The following is a 16,720-nucleotide window of genomic DNA, read 5'->3' on the forward strand; positions in this document are numbered from 1 at the left end:
CTTCCGCCGCGCCCGTATCCGTCGCACCTGTGGCACCTGTCGGGTCGTTCCGGGTTCCCGGGCGCCGCGAACCGCGCGCGAACCGACGTTCGGTCATGATCGCCGTGCGCGCCGATCGCGTAGCGTCGTCCCCCACCACTCCGTCGCCGTCCGTAGGCCCGCGTCCCCCGGGAGCCTGCGGACGGTCCGCCCGTACGTTCGGAGACGCACGCCGTGACCTCGTCCTCAGACGCCCGCCCGGTCGACCCCGGTGCCCTGCTGGGCGGCCCCGAGCAGCGCACCGTCGTACGGCTCCTGACCGTGCTGATGTCGATGAGCCGGATGAACCAGGCCCATCCCCGGTTCAGGAAATGGGCGGCACCGCTGGTGTGCGCGGCGATCGGCCTCCCGGCGCTGTTCGACGCCGGCGAGGACGGCCTGCCCGGCCTTCCCGTGTCGCTGCTGCTCCTGGCCGGATTCACGGTGCCGCTGCTGTGGCGGGAGAACCATCCCCTGCTGGTCTTCGCCGTGGTGACGGCGTTCTCGATGGCGGAGGCCGCCTCGGGGGTGCTGACCAACGCCCACTTCCTCGCTCAGCTGATCACGCTGTACAACCTCGCCCGCTTCGCGCCACCCGTCCATCTGGCATTCGCCGTCTGCGTGGCGGTTCCCCAGACGATCATGACGATCGTCGCCTTCACCACCGACCGGCAGATCGCGCGCATAGACAGCCCGCTGGCGGTGACCACCGAACTCGTCCTCAGCATGCTCGCCATCGCCGGACTGGGCCTGGCCGGCCGGGTGGCCCGTTCCTACATCGCCGCTCTCGAGGACCATGCCGTCCGTCTGGAAGTGGAGCGGGACCAGCGCGCGCGACTCGCCGAGGCGGCGGAACGCGCGCGTATCTCCCGGGAGATGCACGACATCCTCGGGCACACCCTCGCCGTCATCGTCGGACTGGCCGACGGGGCGGCCGGGCTCGCCGAGTCGAAGCCGCAGCGCGGCGCGGACACCCTGCGGATCATCGCCGACAGCGGACGCGGCGCACTGGCGGACCTGCGCCGCCTGCTGTCCACCATCCGCGACGACGAGCGCCCCGACGCCCCGTTCAGCCCCCAGCCCGGAACCGCCGACCTCCAGGCCCTGCTGGAGCGGGTCCGGGCCGCCGGCCCGGCAGCCACCCTGCACACTGCGGGCGACCTCACCGGTCTGCCGACCGGCCTCCAGCTGGCCGTCTACCGGATCGTCCAGGAAGCTCTGACCAACACCCTCAAGCACGCCTCCCCGGACACCGCCGTCGAGGTGTCCGTGGCCGCGGAGAAAGGCACGGTGCACGTCACCGTCGAGGACACCGGCCCGCCGCGCGCCGCCCGGCGGCACACCGCGGGCGACGGTGGCCACGGGCTGCTCGGCATGCGCGAACGCGTGGCCCTCTACCAGGGCGCCGTCAGCGCGGGACCCGGTCCCCGGGGCGGCTGGACCGTCCGCGCCGTTCTGCACACCACCCCGCCGTCCACTCCGGCACAGGAGGAGCACCCACGATGACCACCGTTCTGATCGTCGACGACCAGGCGTTGCAGCGCCTCGGGTTCAGCATGCTCATGGAACAGCACCCTGACCTGACCGTGGTCGGCGAGGCCACCCACGGCGCGGAGGCCGTCCGCATGACCGCCGAACTGCACCCCGACGTCGTCCTGATGGACATCCGGATGCCCGGCATGGACGGCATCGAGGCCACCCGCCGCATCGTGGAGTCCGGGGGCCGCTCCCGCGTGCTGGTGCTGACGACGTTCGACCTCGACGAGTACGCGTACGACGCGCTGCGCGCCGGTGCGAGCGGGTTCCTGCTCAAGGACGCCCTGCCCGACGAACTGGTCGCGGGCATCAGAGCGGTGGCCGCAGGGGACGCCGTCATCTCGCCGGGACTGACCCGCAAGCTCATCGACGCCTTCAGCAACCGCCTGCCCGGTCACACCGGGGACCAGGAGCGGCGCCTCGCCGTGCTCACCGAACGCGAGCGTGAGGTCCTCACCGCCGTCGCCGGCGGCTACAGCAACTCCGAGGTCGCCGAGCACCTCCACCTTGCCGAGACCACCGTCAAGTCGCACGTCAGCCGCATCCTCGCCAAGATCGGCGCCCGGGACCGCGTGCAGGCCGTCATCTTCGCCTACGACGCGGGACTGGTCCGGCCCGCCTGAACGCGCTCGTCCCGTCGGCCACGGCGACGCCGAGCCCCGCCCCGGCCCTCTCCCGCAACTCGTCGCCGTCGGCCCGACGCTGTCGACGACGGCCCCCTCGGACGGGGCGGGAAGCCGGCCGGCACACTGCCGGGCGGCCCCCGCCGTGTCCGGGCGTCGCTCAGCCGAGGCGGCGGACCACCGCCTCGGCGACCGCCCTGGCGCTGCCCGGGTTCTGCCCGGTGATCAGGCGGTCGTCCTCGACGACGTGGGTGTCGAAGGGCTTCGCCGCGACGCTGTACCGCGCGCCGAGTTCCTTCAGCCGGTCCTCGAGGCTGTAGGGGACGGCGTCGGCGCGCTGGGCGAGTTCCTCCTCCCGCCAGGAGAAGCCGGTGACGTTCCTGCCCTTCACCAGGGGTTCGCCGTCGCTCAGGGTGACGTCGAGCAGACCGCACGGGCCGTGGCAGACCGCCGACACGATCCGGCCGCTCTCGTGGAAGCGGGCGATGAGCGTCTCCAGGGCCCGGCTCTGGTGGAAGTCGAACATCACGCCGTGACCGCCGGTCAGGTAGACGGCGTCGTAGTCGTCGACGTCGACCTCGCTCACGGCGACGACGTTCCGCAGCGTGTCCATGAACGCGCGGTCGGCGTACCGCTTGTCGGTGCCCAGGTCGCCGAGGACGTTGTGGGCGAGGCTCTCCGGGTCGAGCGGCACGGCACCGCCCTCGATGCTCGCGACGGTGAGCTCGAAGCCCGCCTGTTCGGCGACGTCGTAGAAGTGGGTCAGCTCGCCCAGCCAGAGACCGGTGCGGTAGCCGACCTTCTCGTACTCGCCGGTGCTGGTGACGATGATGAGAATGCGCTTCGTGGGGGACATCCGTGTCCTTCTGTTCTGAGGGTCGGGGCCGCCGTGCGGAGATCTGCGGCCCCGTGCGCGGCCTCACCGGCGACACCAGGTCGGAGCGCTGTTCCCTTCGGGCCCGTACCACGATAGGAGGTGATCGCCCATCACACGCGGTACCGGGGAAGCACATCGGCGGCCGGCGACCAGTACCGCGGTACTACGGGACCGCAGTACTACGGGAACGCGACACCGCGGCGGAAGGCGTGTCCGTGTGCGCGACGGGTGGTGACCCGACGATGCCGGCGCGTGCCGGGCCGACGGCCCGCTCCGACGCATCCGCCACGGCAGCGGGGAGGACGGCGCAGGTGGCGGCCCCGCGTCAGTGGACGGCGAGGAGGCCGGCCACCAGGGATCGGAGCCCACATTGATGCCGGTACTCAGGTCCCGCACCGAGGAACCGCCGGCGGCCGTGAAATCGCCTTTCGCGCGCGGGCGGCTCGGGCTAGGGTCCGGCTGCGGCGACTGGCCGCGAACGAGGAGCGAGGAGTCAGGGCATGATCGGTCGTCCGAGCGCGCGTTGACGTCATAGGCCGTGACCGGCCCGTCATCGCGTGCTGCCCCGCAGGTGCGGCACAGCGAGCCTTTCTCCCGCCCGAAACGTCGGTCCGCCCGGTGTGCACCGGGTGACGGGCCCCGTTGCCGACAGTCCACTGGGATCCTCGTGCCGTCTGCTTCCTCCGCATCGTCCGCCTCCTCGGCCCACTCCGCCGCGTCCGGCCCCGGTCGACGGGTTTCGCCGGGTCTGTGGCGGGACCGTGACTTCCGCAGACTCTGGATGGGCCAGACGGCGTCCCAACTCGGCGAGCACACAAGCCTGGTGGTCCTGCCGCTTTTCGCCGTGCTGACGCTCGGCGTCGGCGCCGGCCAGTTGGGCGTCCTGCGCGCGGTGGGGCAGACGCCGGTCCTGTTGCTGTCGCTCTTCGCCGGCGCATGGGTCGACGGACGGCGGGCCCGCACGGTGATGGTGCTGACGGACGCCGGCCGGGCCCTGGCACTGGCCGCAGCCGCCCTGTCGGGGCTTCTCGGCCTGCTCGGCCTGCCGACGCTGTACATGGCCGCCTTCACCGTCGGAGCCCTGTCCGTGTTCTTCGACGTGGCCTACCAGGCGTCTCTCGTACGGCTCCTGGAACGCGACCAGTTGGTGCGGGGCAACAGCGCGCTCGAGGGCAGCCGGTCCGCCGGGCAGATCGGTGGACCCGCCCTCGGCGGCGCGCTCGTGTCACTGCTGTCGGCGCCGGTCGCCGCCGCCTCCGGCGCGCTGTTCTTCGTGTGCTCGGTCCTGTCGGTCGGACGCATCTGTCGGACCGAATCGCTCCCTCAGAGCCCGGGGCGTCCCCCTCGGGTCTGGCACCGTGTCCATGAGGGCCTCCGCTTCGTCGCCGGTGACGCCCGTCTGCGGACCGTGTGCCTCGCTTCGGCCGCCTTCCAGTTCTCCTTGGCGGCCGTGACGACCGTCTATCTGCTCTTCCTGCCGCGCGAACTGCACCTGTCGGGCACCGTCGTGGGGCTGACGCTCGCGGCGACGGGGCCGGGCGCGCTCCTCGGCTCGCTGCTGGCCGCTCGCCTGCCGCGTCGGTTCGGTCACGGTGTGGTCCTCGTGTCGGCGGCGGTGGCGGCCGACGGGGTGTTCCTGTGCGTGCCCACGCTGCACGCCTCCTCCGCGGTGACCGTTCCCGCGCTGCTCGCCGTCAACGTCGTGTTCGGTACGGGCGGCCAGCTGGTGAACGTCACGGTCATGGCGATCCGGCAGGCCGTCACTCCGGACGGGATGCAGGGCCGTGCGGCCGCGACGATCATGTTCGTCGGCATGGGGTCGGCCCCCCTCGGCTCCCTGCTCGGCGGACATCTGGCGCAGGAGTGGGGACTGCGCACCGGGCTGCTGGCGACGGCCGCGGGCATGATGCTCTCCCCGGTGCTGATGGCGGTGTCCCCGCTCGCCCGCCTGGGACGGGTGCTTGCGGCTGTGCGTCCCGGACCGGGGAAGGAAGCGTGAACCGCGAAGACGCGCGGACCCTCGCCTCCCGTACGAGGGTCCACGATGTCCTTCGCGCCACCGATCAGGAACCCCCGACGGGTCGACCCGGACCGGGGGACCACCGGTTCGCGCACGGTCGCACAGGTGGCGAGACTCCTTCGTGCGTACGACACAGGGCGGGACCAGCAGGTTCTCCCTTCGCGCGGCACGCGCCTTGCATGTGGTTGACCTGTGGAAATAGCCTCTCCTCAAGCCGGTGGGGGTTGCCGGCCCGGGATGTGGCCCACAACATCGTGGTCGGAGGCGCGAGCCGGCTGTCGTCCGTGGCCTGCTCGGGCAGGAGGCCCGAGTCCGGGTCCTCCACCGATTCCGGAGCAGTTCAGTGCATGAAGTCGGCCTCCTGGTGCTGCTGGCGCTGTCAGCGAGTTGCGCACTCCGCGCGGCGTGGTCCAACGCTCACGCTGCCGCAGCGGACGGGAGACTCGCCGACAGGGGCGTGCTGCGCGACCACCGTGGGCCGAACAACCGGCCGCCGGGTCAGGTTCGGGTGGCGCCGCTCCCGGTGCCGACGTCGTGCGCGACAGGCGCGTGGGCGCGACGGACGGGAGATGCCCGGCCGTGACGCCCGCGCAGGTCCGCGAGTTCCAGGAGCCCTCGGGGCCACGAACTCCCCGGCGGGCCTGTACCGCGTCCGTACCGCCTCGGGAAAGCCACCATGCCCCAACGGACCACCACCCTCTCGGCCCCCGCCTCACTGCGACCGTCGCTGCCGGTACTGCGCCGGGAACACCGGTCGCCCAGATCGGCGAAGTACCGTGTCCCGCTCCTCGTCATCGCCGCCTTCCTCCCCCTGTACTGGGGGTGGGACGCCGTCCTCGCGACGGACGGCGGTGACCTCGCCGCGCAGTACGCGTGGGCGGGGTTCGTGGGCAGGCACCCGGCCACGCCGTACGGACTCTTCTGGTTCGGCGGCGTCCACACCGTCAACTACAGCGTCATATCACCGCACTTGATGGCCCTGTGCGGCGTCCGCGCCGTCTCGGTGCTGTCCGGGATCAGCGCCACCTGGGTGCTGGCCACCCTGCTGGAGCGCACCCTTCCGCGCGTGTCGATGTGGCCCGCGCTGGTCGGAGCCCTGGGCCTCTGGTACAACGTCGTGCTCGGCCGCACCACGTTCGCCCTCGGCCTGGCCTTCGCTCTCGCGGGCCTGCTCGCCGTCGCCGACCGCGCGCCCCGGCCCGCCCGGCTTGCCGCCGCCGTCCTCGGGGCGCTGTTCGCGACCATGGGCAGCCCGGTCGCCGGGCTCTTCCTGCTGGTGGCGGGCGCCGGGTACCTGGCCGACCGGCAGTACGCCAAGTGCCTCGCCCTGACGCTCCCGCCCGTCGCCGTCGTCGGCGTGACCACTCTGCTGTTCCCGTTCCAGGGCGAACAGCCCATGGCCGCCGGCCGCATGATTCTGCCCGTGCTGCTGTCCGCCGCCGTGGTGTGGGCGTCGCCGCGGGAGTGGCGGGTGGTGCGGGCCGGCAGCGCCGTGTACGCCGTCGGGGTCGTCCTGACCTGGATGGTCCCCTCACCGGTCGGCAACAACGTGGAGCGGCTCGCCCTGCTCTTCGCGCCCGCGGTGTTGCTCGCGGCCGCGCTGCAGCGCCGCGCCGGGGCCGACCGTCACGACGGGCGGCGAACCCGTATGCGGGCGATGGCTCTGGTGACCGCTCTGTCCGTCTCCTACCTCTGTGTGACGTCGCTGACGCATCTGCGGCGACCGGACCCCGTTCCGGGCTGGGTCACGCACACCGACGGCGTGATCGCCGCGCTCGACCGGCTGGGCGCGGACCGCGGCCGGGTCGAGCTGCCGACGGACGACGACCATCGCGGGGCCACCCTCCTCGGCCCCCACTTCGAGCTGATGCGGGGCTGGAACCAGCAGCTGGACGTCGAACGCGGACGCCTGTTCTACGAGGGCGACCTCGACGGGCCGACGTACTACGCCTGGCTGCGCCACTGGGCGGTCGGTTTCGTCGTCCTCCACGACGGCACGCCCGATCGGTCCGCGGAGCGCGAGACGGCTCTGATCAAGGAGGGCCAGCGCTGGCTGGAGCCCGTCTGGCAGGACCGCTACTGGAAGATCTACCGGGTCCGCGACACTCTGCCGCTGGTCTCCGCCCCGGCCGAGCTGCTGCGTGCGGGAGAGGCCGATCTGACGCTGAGCATGCCCGGCGCCGGGACGAGCACCATCCGGATCGCGTACTCGCCGTGGTTGCGGGCCGAGGGAGCGTGCGTCAGCGCGGACGGCCCGTGGACCCGGCTGACCGTGCCCCGGGCGGGGGTGTACCGGCTGACGTCGGAGTACGCCGGAGAGTCCACCGACGAAGGCGGCTGCCTGCCTGCCGGCTGAGGGGCGCCGCCGTCTTCGCCGGGTGGTGATCCGGCGAAGACGGACCGGCCGAGTCCGCCCGCCCACCGACGGATCTCCGCAGTGGAGGTCCGGTCACCGCGCGCCGGGAGCCTTGCCGCGCTGCCCGACACCCGGCGATGGCCGGTGCACCGGCGCATGGCCGGTGACCGCCGCCGGGTCCCGCCCGCTCGGCCGGTCGAGGCGGGCGGCCATCGGGGTGACGGGCCCGGCGCCCGGGTCAGCCGTCGACGGGCTCGTGGTCGAACCAGTCGAAGTGGACGGCTCCTGTCGCGGCGTACATGCCGATGACCCGGCCGGTGAAGCCGCCGGCGACCTCGGTCGACAGATAGCGGCCGTCGAGTGCCGCGAGCTCGGTGACCGTGCCGTCGGGCTGCTCGACGCCGAGGGAGACGACGTCGGGTCCCGTGCACGGTCCGTGCGGAGGCGGCGGTTCGGTGATCGTGACGGCGAGGACCAGCAGCCCGGCCGGCACGGATTCCTCGGCCACGACCGTGCGCAGGGATCCGACGCGCGCGACCACCCGCACCCGCGTGCCGGACGCCTCGATCGTGTAGTGGTGCCGTTCGTCGAGCCGGACGGCGAGGCCACCGCTTCCCTCCGCGGCGTCGACGAGCGTGCGCGCCCTGCAGTACGGATGCTGCTGGCGCCGGCCCACGAACACCGCGTCGGGCTCGTCGAGGGAGCCGCCCCGCGCGCGGAGCGTCAGCCAGCCGGGGCGCTCCTTGGTGGTGCAGTGTTCGGCGGGCCGGTCGCGCAGGGAGATCCACGACGGTCGCAGTTCGGTGAGTTCGAAGTCGTCCCGGTGCTCCTCGACGGGGCCGGGGGAGAGCGGCCACGGCAACTCGGGCAGGGTCGGCGTGACCTCGCCGACGACCGGCCAGCCGTCCACCCAGGTCACGGGGGCCAGGAAGGTCTCCCTGCCGAGCACGTGCCAGCCGGGCGTGCCGCCGCCGGGCCGGACGCCGAGCAGCACCATCCACCAGGACCCGTCGGGACCCTGGACCAGGTCGGCGTGCCCGGTGTTCTGGACGGGACGGTCGGTGCCCCGGTGGGTGAGGATCGGGTTGGCCGGGCACGGCTCGAACGGGCCGGCGGGCGTACGGCCGCGGGCGATCGAGACACCGTGGCAGCGTTCCGTGCCACCCTCGGCGATGAGCAGGTACCAGTAGTCGCCGATCCGGTACAGGTGCGGCGCTTCCGGGGCCTTGGCTCCGGGAGCGCCGGACCAGAGCCTGTGCGGTGTCCCGTACGTCTGCCCGGTCGACGGGTCGATGCGGATCTGCGAGACCCCCGCGACCGTGCACCAGCAGGTGCCGTCCTCGTCCCAGACCAGGTCGGGATCGATGCCCGGGACACCCGGCGCCCGGATGGGGTCCGACCACGGGCCGGCGGGGTCGGTGGCCGTGACGATCAGATTGCCGCCGCCCTCGCTGCAGTTGGTGACGATCAGCCAGAAGCGGCCGTCGTGGTGGCGCAGCGTGGGGGCGTAGATCCCGCCGGACGACGGCATGGAGGCGGGCAGACGCAGTTGGTCCGGCCGGTCCAGGACGTTGCCGATCTGCGTCCAGTGCACCAGGTCGCGGCTGTGGAAGAGGGGCACCCCGGGGAAGTACTCGAAGCTGGAGCAGGCCAGGTAGTAGTCGTCGCCGACGCGGCAGACGCTGGGGTCGGGGTGGAAGCCGGGGATCACGGGGTTGGCGACGGGTCCGTCCGGCTGGAGCCAAGGGGGCACCTGAAGGGTCCTCTCGTCGGTTCGTGAGGGGTGATCCGGTGGGGGAACGGTTGTCGAAGCGCTTCACATGCTCCGTAAGTTAACGGACGGGTTTCGTGGACATCAAGGGCGTCAAATCCTGAGCGGCTCCTTTCCGCTGGCCGATTGACGGATCGCAAAGGTGGGGCTATGTCGTCGAAGCGCTTCGACTATGGCGCGCGCCGTCGGCCTCCGGCGGGCAGTGACGTGCTGCCCTACGTCGACCGGGTCACCGAATGTGACCCCGCCGACCGCGATCGGCACCGGCCACTACGCCCGCACCGAGCCGGCCACCAGCGACCACGAACCGGTCGAGGCCGCCTGCCTGCGGGCCGTCGCCGCCCTCACGGTGAAGATCACCGACGTGGACCCCCCTCGTCGCCGGATGTCCTTGTCGCCGACGCAGTCCCGCGCCCCAGGGTGGGAGGGGCAGCGCCATTTCTGACGAAACGGCTGCCCGCAGGCCCGAGGGCACCACCCTCCAACCGGCCTGGTGAGCGGAGGACCCCGAGCGCCGGGACCTCCTGTGGTGCGAGGGTGCCCGCCGCGGCCACGAGGTGACACGTGCAGGTCACGGATGTCGTCCCGACAACCCGGCGACGGCTTGTGGTTAAGGGCTTAATCACCCAGCGTACCCAGCGTCGGCGGCCGGGAGGTCACCGGACGAGGAGTGATCGGACGACCGGCGTCGCTGATCGCGCCCGGCTCCCGGGAGGACATGCGTCCTCACCCGGTGCGGCCGGCCCGCGGTGGGAACGCCGGAACCCGGCCTGTGGAGCATCGGCCGTCGCGGTGCCGCGATCGGCACCGGTAGTCACATGAACGAGCGTGAACAAGAGGGGAAGCGGTGGAGGCGACGATTTCACGGGTGCGGCAAGGCACCATACCTCCGGTCGTTGCGGCGCGGTGGGCGCTGTGGACGTTTGTCATCATCAACTCGGTGATCGTCGAGGCCTTGTTCCTCACCTCCGGGACCGGCAAGAACGGGGTGCTGACCGTCGCCAAGTTCTTCGGGCTGCACGCCGCGGTGCTGATGCTCTTCCAACTGCTGCTGGTGGCACGGCTGCCGTGGCTCGACCGCCGTATCGGCATGGACCGGCTGACGGTGTGGCACCGGTGGGTCGGCTTCACCCTGCTGTGGACCGTCCTCACCCACGCCGTGCTGGTGGTACTGGGCTATGCGAGGCTCAGTGACACGTCGATGACGAAGACGTTCTTCTCGCTGGCCGGAGTGCCGGCCTCCCTGCTCGGGATGTGCGCCGCGGCGATCCTCGTCGTGGTCGCTGCGGTGTCCGCCCGGTATGTGAGGCGGCGGCTGAGGTACGAGACCTGGCACGGCCTGCACCTGCTGCTGTACCTGGCGTTGGGGCTGGCGTTCGTCCATGAGCTGCAGGAGACCACGACCTTCAGCTCGTCCCTGCCCGCGAAGATCTACTGGTGGGCGCTGTGGCTGTTCGCGTTCGGCGCCCTGTTCGCGGGCCGGATCGTCATGCCGCTGTGGCGCAACTCGTACCACCGGTTCCGGGTTGCGGAGGTGGTGGTGGAGTCGGACGACGTGGTGTCCGTGCACGTCACCGGCCGGCACCTCGACAAACTGCCGGCCCGGGCCGGGCAGTTCTGCATCTGGCGATTCCCCGACCACCACCACTGGTGGCTGGCGAACCCGTTCTCGCTGTCGGCGGCGCCCGACGGCCGCACCTTGCGCCTGACGGCCAAGGCGGCCGGAACGGCCAGCGCCGGACTGCGGCATCTCCCGGTCGGCACCCGCGCGTTCGTCGAAGGGCCGTACGGCGCGTTCACGTCGTTGCACCGCGGACGCCCCGGCGCGCTGCTGATCGCCGGAGGGGTGGGGATCACGCCGGTTCGAGCCCTGCTCGAGGAGGAGCCACCGGGCGACGTCGTCGTGCTCTACCGGGTACGCAGCGAGGACGACGCCGTACTCGTCGACGAGGTGCGCACCCTGGTCGCGGACCGCGGTGGGCGGCTGCACCTGCTCACCGGCCGCACGGGGGAGGGCAGCACGCCGTTCGAGCCGGGGAGTCTGCGGGCCATGGTTCCCGACATCGGCGAACGCGACGTGTACGTCTGCGGCCCGCCCGCGATGACCGCGGCCGTGCTCAGCTCCCTGCGCGACCTGGGGGTTCCCCGGCGGCACGTGCACGCCGAGCGGTTCGGCCTGGCCTGACTCCCGCCCGAGGTGGTGCCCGGCCGCCGGTCCACAGCGTGCCGGAGCACCACCGGTTCACGATCACCGAGCCGCATGCGGAGCGCGAGCGCCCGCATGCGGCTCGGTCGTCCCCTCGGCCGCCCGACCCGTGGCCGGGGACGACGCCACCGACGCCGTCCGTCACGTCCTCGGGCAGCCGCAGTGCGGCGAGGCGGTTCCCGGTCGGGCCGGCGGTGTCGATCAGGTCGCGCATCACCGTCAACACACCGCGGAGCCGTGCCCCGCGGGCCTAGGAGCTGTCTTCAAATGTCACGCCCACATCAGGAGCGAGGCGAGGGTGACGGCTGCCTGGTAGGACTCGGCGGTCTTGTCGTAGCGGGTCGCGATGCCGCGCCACTGCTTGAGGCGGTTGAAGCACCGTTCCACGACGTTGCGCCGCTTGTAGAGCTGTTTGTCGAAGGCCGGCGGGCGCCCGCCTCGGCTGCCGCGCCGCAGCCGGTTGCGGATCTGGTCGGCCCGCTCGGGGATGGTGTGAGCGATGCCGCGGCGTCGCAGCCAGGTGCGTATCGCGCGGGAGCTGTAGCCCTTGTCGCCCAGCACATGAGCGGGCCGCACCCGCGGCCGTCCCGGACCGAGGCGGGGCACCCGGATTGCCTCCATCACGGTGGTGAACTGGGTGCAGTCGTTGGTGTTGCCGCCCGTGAGCACGAAGGCGAGCGGACGCCCGAAGGCATCGCAGGCCAGGTGTATTTTGCTGGTCAGGCCGCCCCGGGAGCGTCCGAGCGCGGGGCTGCGGCGCCCCCTTTTCGGGCCCCGGCGGCATGCTGGTGGGCGCGTACGACGGTGGAGTCGACCGACACCAGCCAGTCGATCTCTCCCGCCGCGTCCGCCCGGGCCTGGGCGGCCTGGAGCATCCGCTCGAAGGTGCCGTCCAGGGCCCACCGTCGAAAGCGGGTGTGCAGTGTGTGCCAGGGGCCGTACCGCTCGGGCACGTCCCGCCAGGCGGTGCCGGTCCGGAACTTCCACACGATCCCGTTGAGCACGGTGCGGTCGTCCAACCGCTTCCGCCCACGCAAGGACTCGGGCAGCAGCGGACGGAGGAACTCCCACTCCTCATCGGACAGTTCATGGCGACGTATCACCCGACCATGATCCACCACTCAAGATCAATTGAAGACACGACCTAGGCGGCTGGGAAGAGTTCTTACTGAAAGTCATTCGGTAAAGTTCGGATGACGACACGCGGGCGGTGACGCCGCAGCCCGCCCGGGAGACCGAGGAAGAGGAGCCCACGTGGCGAGGCCGCGCACCCCTTTGCTGGACCGTCGGCGCATCGGTGCGGGAGCACTGAGAATCGTCGACGAGCAGGGCGCCCTCAGCATTCCCGCCCTTGCCCGCGAGCTCGGGGTCGCTCCCTCCGCGCTCTACCACCATGTGTCCGGTCGCGAAGAGATCATCGCGCTCATGAGGGAAGAACTGGCCCTGGAGTCCGGGCCAGACGACTGGGACCCGTCACAGCCTTGGGAACAGTCGCTGGAGGCCTGGGCCCGCTCCTATCGCGCGGCCTTCGCCACCCACCCCGGGGCGGTGCCCCTGCTCGCGACGGCCCCGCTGGCCGAACCCTTCATGCACGCGATGTACGAGCGGGTCGCCGAACTCCTGCTGGCCGCGGGCTTCGGCGCCGGTCAGGTCATGCCCCTGATCAACGCGCTGGAGAACTTCATCCTCGGCTCCGCCCTCGACCTCGTCGCGCCGACAGTGATGGTCTCCGACGTGACCCGTGAGACGGCCCCCCACCTCAGCGCCGCACTCGACGAGACCCCCACCGACCACCGCCGGGCCGAGCTCGCCTTCGACACCGGTCTGCGTGCCCTGCTCACCGGCTTCGGGGCGTTGCTCCCCCGGTGACCCCGCCGTCCGCCGCCCCCCGCCGTACCCGTCACCCGAGGAGCCCCCGATGACCGCCGCCTTCCACATCCTGACCACCGGCTACGCCGACGAGCGGGTGGCCGGCACCGTCACCCTGCTCGTCGACGGCGACACCGTCGCGATCGTCGATCCCGGCATGGTCGCGGACCGTCGTCTCATCCTGGACCCGCTCGCGCCGCACGGGCTGCGCCCCGAAGACGTCACCGACGTGGTCTTCAGCCATCACCACCCGGACCACACGCTGAACGCGGCCCTGTTCCCCGAGGCCCGCTTCCACGATCACATGGCCATCTACCGGGACGACGTCTGGGAGGACCGCGACGCGGACGGATACCGGCTGTCGCCGTCGATCACGCTCATGACGACCCCCGGCCACACCGCCGAGGACGTCAGCACCCTGGTCACCGCCACCGAGGGCCTGGTGGTCCTGACGCATCTGTGGTGGACCGCCGAGGGACCCGCCGACGACCCCTTCGCGCCGGATCGCGAGCAGTTGCGCGCGGCCCGGTCGAAGATCCTGGCCCTCGGCCCGGCGCTGATCGTGCCGGGACACGGGGCGCCCTTCGCGCCGTCGGCCTCGACGCCCGTCTGATCCGTCACGTCCCTGCGTCGCCCAAGCCGTGGGCCGTCCCGGCGGGACTCGCAGCGGCCTGGGTACCGGGCTCGGTACCGGGCTCGGCCTCGGCAGCATTTCGTCTCCGGGCCCGACGGTCCCACCGCTCGACCGTCCGGCCCGGGCGACGGCCCGGAGACGTTCGACACGTCACCGATCGGATGACCGGTCGTCCGCGCTCCCGCGTCGGCCGGGTGAGCGACCCCGCGGGACGGTAGACCTAGGGCGTGTTTCGAAAGTCCCGTCTGCCGGGCGACGCCTGGCACGCACGCTCGCCGCGTTGTCGGGATCATCCCGATACAACCAGTATCGGGATGACCTTCCGCCTTGCGATCGCACGCACCGGACGCCGCCCGGCCTGCCCTTCGGGCAGACGACGCTACTTTCGAAACACGCCCTAGGATGCCGTCGAAGACATCCGGCATCTGATCGTTCCTCAGCCCGGCGACCGTGCGGCCGCCGTCGCCCGACGGGTCGAGTGACGAGTTCTTCACCACGAGCGGTCACACAGCGGTTGGGGTGCCCATGGAGAGCTCACGCGTCTGGCGGCGTCCGACACTGGACGCCGTGGCCGCCCGGGCCGGCGTGTCCACCGCCACGGTGTCGAACGCGCTCAACGGCACCGGACGGCTCTCCGAGGCGACCAGGCAGCGCGTACTGGCCACGGCACGCGAACTCGGTTACGCCCCGGCCAGCACGGCCCGTGCCCTGGCCCGCGGCCGCACCGGTGTGCTCGGCCTGACCATGACCACGTACGGTGACCTGCCCGTTTCGTACACCGAGATCCCGTACTACGCCACCCTGACGCTGAGTGCCATGGCGGCGGCGCACGAGCGCGGCTATCTGCTCCTGACGATGCCGAACTCGATGTCGCCGTGGATGTGGCTCAACACGCCGATGGACGGCGTCATCCACGTCGCACCGCGCGCCGACGACCCGGTGCGCGCCCTCCTGCGGGAGCGCGGCATACCGATGATCAGCGAAGGCCGGCCGCCGCGGCCGCATCCGGGCGACGCGTGGGTGGACTCCGACCACGAGTCGGGCCTGCGCCTCCTGCTCGACCACCTGGCGGAGTCCGGGGCCCGGCGGATCGGACTCTCCCTGCCCCTTCACGACGACGCGTACCCGCAACTGGTCACGCACGCCTACCGGGGCTGGTGCGACGAACACCGTCTGCCCGCCCTCGTGGAGGAGTACGCCGTGCTGCCCGACTACTTCACGGCGGAGCAGGGCGCGGTCGGCCGGCTGCTCGACCGCGATCCGCGACCGGACGCCGTCATCGGCGTGTACTCCGACTCCGGTCACAACATCCTTGCCGCCGCTCGCCACCACGGCCTTCGGGTGCCAGGGGATCTGCTGGTGGCGTGCGTCAGCGAGGATCCGGAGTACGCGAGCACCGCACCGCCCGTCACCACCCTCGGTCTCCGTCCGGACCGTGTGGGCACCGAAGCGGTCGACCTGCTGATCTCCGTCATCAACTCCCGCAGCGCGGTGAACCGGCGCCGGCTCGTGCAACCGGTGCTGGTGCCTCGCCGGTCCACACGGCGCGCGGCGGGACGGGGGAGCGGCGCTCCGTGACCGGGGTGGGGCCGGACAAGCCGTCATCTCCGGCCGCGGGCGACGGTCATCAGGAGCGCAGGCTTTCGCCGCCCGTCGTGGACCAGCCGTTCAGGTCCGTCCACTGCCCGCCGTGCGCGCTGACCTCCAGCGGCACGACCGTCAGTAGCCGTAGATCATCTTGTAGGCAACCTCGGGGAGGAACTGTCCGGCCGAGGAGCCGCCGCCGACGCCGCAGTTGCCGTCGGACTCACCCGGGGCCTTGATCCACAGGAGCATCTCGGCGCCTCCCCCCAGCCGGGTGGGGGTGCCGATGCGGCGTCCCGACGGGTTGCACCACTGGCCGTTGGAGCCGTTGCCGTTGCGGCTGGTGTCCACCACGAACGGCTTGGTGTAGCCGTACCGGGCGTTGAGTTCCCTGTTGACGGCGTTGCCGTACGCGGTGTTCTCCGCCGTGGTCAGGTAGTTGGAGATGTTGAGCGAGAAGCCGTGGGCCTGGCGGAGGCCGGCTTCGTGCAGACGCCGGGCCATGGTCGCCGCGTCGGCCCAGCCGGGGTTGCCGGAGTCGAGATAGACCCAGGTGTTGGGGGCCTGGCGGTTGAACTCGGCGAGCGCGCCGCTGAGCATGGCCCTGCGTTCGTCGATCTGGGATTGGTTCATGCAGCCGTAGTCGCCGAGGGAGTCCGGTTCGAGGACGACCACGGCCGGGCGGCCCGCGACCCCGCCGGCGAACTGGGAGATCCAGGTCCGGTAGGCGGACGGCGAGGAGGCGCCGCCCGCGGAGTGCCCGCCGCAGTAGTCGCGGTTGTAGATGTTGTAGGCGACGAGGACGGGCAGCTTGTCCCGGGCGTCCGCGGCGCCGACGTACGTGCCGGCGGCGGTGCCGATGCTGCCGCTCCAGGAGCCGAACCAGCGGGCCGTCGGAATGCCGGCGATGGAGGCGTTGACCGCGGGCGCCCGCCCGTCGCCGGGGTTGGCGGCGACCCACCGCCTGGCGCTGGAGTCGGGATCCGCGTAGAAGCCGCTGGTCATGGTCGTCGGGTCCGCCGCATGGGCGGACGGCGCGGTGGCGAGAGCCAGCGGCAGCGAGGAGAGCGCTGCCGCGAGGGCGAGCAGTCTGCGGCGCATGACGGTACCTCGGGTTTCTGTCGGGGTGCGGTCGGTGGGCGGTCGGCGAGCCGGGGGTGCGGCGGCCGTGAGCCGGAGTGCGGCGGCGAGCCGGACTCCGGCGGCCGGCCGGGAGGGCGAGCCGT

The 16,720-nt window shown here is 72.0% G+C and carries 12 protein-coding genes and 1 pseudogene; 9 read left to right on the forward strand and 4 right to left on the reverse strand.

Annotated features, from left to right (window positions below; all coding sequences use genetic code 11):
* Nucleotides 1–213: 213 nt before the first annotated feature.
* A complete protein-coding gene (locus tag C6376_RS23525; protein WP_254076018.1) occupies nt 214–1,524 on the forward strand; it encodes a sensor histidine kinase in 1,311 nt (436 codons plus the stop codon).
* The gene (locus C6376_RS23530; protein WP_107449131.1) at nt 1,521–2,177 is read left to right on the forward strand and encodes a response regulator transcription factor; all 657 of its coding nucleotides are present in this window, start codon (nt 1,521–1,523) and stop codon (nt 2,175–2,177) included. The genes C6376_RS23525 and C6376_RS23530 overlap by 4 nt, the downstream gene beginning before the upstream one ends.
* Nucleotides 2,178–2,337: 160 nt before the next feature.
* Here the strand turns inward: C6376_RS23530 and C6376_RS23535 are convergent, their stop codons facing one another.
* A complete protein-coding gene (locus C6376_RS23535) occupies nt 2,338–3,033 on the reverse strand; it encodes a type 1 glutamine amidotransferase domain-containing protein (protein WP_107445247.1) in 696 nt (231 codons plus the stop codon).
* A 769-nt stretch (nt 3,034–3,802) separates the two neighbouring features.
* Between C6376_RS23535 and C6376_RS23540 the strand changes: the two genes are divergently transcribed.
* Both C6376_RS23540 and C6376_RS23545 read left to right on the forward strand, forming a co-directional pair.
* Nucleotides 3,803–5,053 carry an MFS transporter gene (locus C6376_RS23540; protein WP_107449133.1) on the forward strand — a complete coding sequence of 417 codons (1,251 nt, stop codon included), beginning with the start codon at nt 3,803–3,805 and terminating at the stop codon, nt 5,051–5,053.
* A gap of 697 nt (nt 5,054–5,750) precedes the next feature.
* Nucleotides 5,751–7,430 carry a hypothetical protein gene (locus C6376_RS23545; protein ID WP_254076020.1) on the forward strand — a complete coding sequence of 560 codons (1,680 nt, stop codon included), beginning with the start codon at nt 5,751–5,753 and terminating at the stop codon, nt 7,428–7,430.
* A gap of 238 nt (nt 7,431–7,668) precedes the next feature.
* Here C6376_RS23545 and C6376_RS23550 read toward each other — a convergent pair whose 3' ends face one another.
* Complete coding sequence (locus C6376_RS23550; protein WP_107445248.1) at nt 7,669–9,183, reverse strand: glycoside hydrolase family 43 protein; 1,515 nt, start codon at nt 9,181–9,183, stop codon at nt 7,669–7,671.
* Between the two features lie 256 nt (nt 9,184–9,439).
* Between C6376_RS23550 and C6376_RS44740 the strand changes: the two genes are divergently transcribed.
* Both C6376_RS44740 and C6376_RS23560 read left to right on the forward strand, forming a co-directional pair.
* The gene (locus C6376_RS44740; protein ID WP_216825601.1) at nt 9,440–9,646 is read left to right on the forward strand and encodes a hypothetical protein; all 207 of its coding nucleotides are present in this window, start codon (nt 9,440–9,442) and stop codon (nt 9,644–9,646) included.
* Nucleotides 9,647–10,069: 423 nt separating this feature from the next.
* Nucleotides 10,070–11,386 carry a ferric reductase-like transmembrane domain-containing protein gene (locus C6376_RS23560; RefSeq protein ID WP_107445249.1) on the forward strand — a complete coding sequence of 439 codons (1,317 nt, stop codon included), beginning with the start codon at nt 10,070–10,072 and terminating at the stop codon, nt 11,384–11,386.
* A 291-nt stretch (nt 11,387–11,677) separates the two neighbouring features.
* On the opposite strand, the pseudogene C6376_RS23565 reads toward C6376_RS23560, so the two are convergent.
* Nucleotides 11,678–12,507: pseudogene (locus C6376_RS23565) on the reverse strand (IS5 family transposase).
* A gap of 154 nt (nt 12,508–12,661) precedes the next feature.
* Between C6376_RS23565 and C6376_RS23570 the strand changes: the two are divergent.
* From C6376_RS23570 to C6376_RS23580, 3 genes are all read left to right on the forward strand, one after another.
* Nucleotides 12,662–13,276 (forward strand): TetR/AcrR family transcriptional regulator, encoded by a 615-nt coding sequence (locus C6376_RS23570; protein WP_107445250.1) that lies wholly within the window; start codon nt 12,662–12,664, stop codon nt 13,274–13,276.
* A 49-nt stretch (nt 13,277–13,325) separates the two neighbouring features.
* Nucleotides 13,326–13,889: an MBL fold metallo-hydrolase gene (locus tag C6376_RS23575; RefSeq protein ID WP_107445251.1), complete on the forward strand. Its 564-nt coding sequence runs from the start codon at nt 13,326–13,328 to the stop codon at nt 13,887–13,889.
* A 546-nt stretch (nt 13,890–14,435) separates the two neighbouring features.
* Nucleotides 14,436–15,488, forward strand: a complete 1,053-nt coding sequence (locus C6376_RS23580) for a LacI family DNA-binding transcriptional regulator (RefSeq protein ID WP_107445252.1) — start codon at nt 14,436–14,438, stop codon at nt 15,486–15,488.
* A 141-nt stretch (nt 15,489–15,629) separates the two neighbouring features.
* Here C6376_RS23580 and C6376_RS23585 read toward each other — a convergent pair whose 3' ends face one another.
* Complete coding sequence (locus C6376_RS23585; protein ID WP_107445253.1) at nt 15,630–16,595, reverse strand: glycoside hydrolase family 6 protein; 966 nt, start codon at nt 16,593–16,595, stop codon at nt 15,630–15,632.
* Nucleotides 16,596–16,720 lie beyond the last annotated feature (125 nt).

It is taken from the genome of Streptomyces sp. P3, assembly GCF_003032475.1.
Taxonomy (GTDB): domain Bacteria; phylum Actinomycetota; class Actinomycetes; order Streptomycetales; family Streptomycetaceae; genus Streptomyces.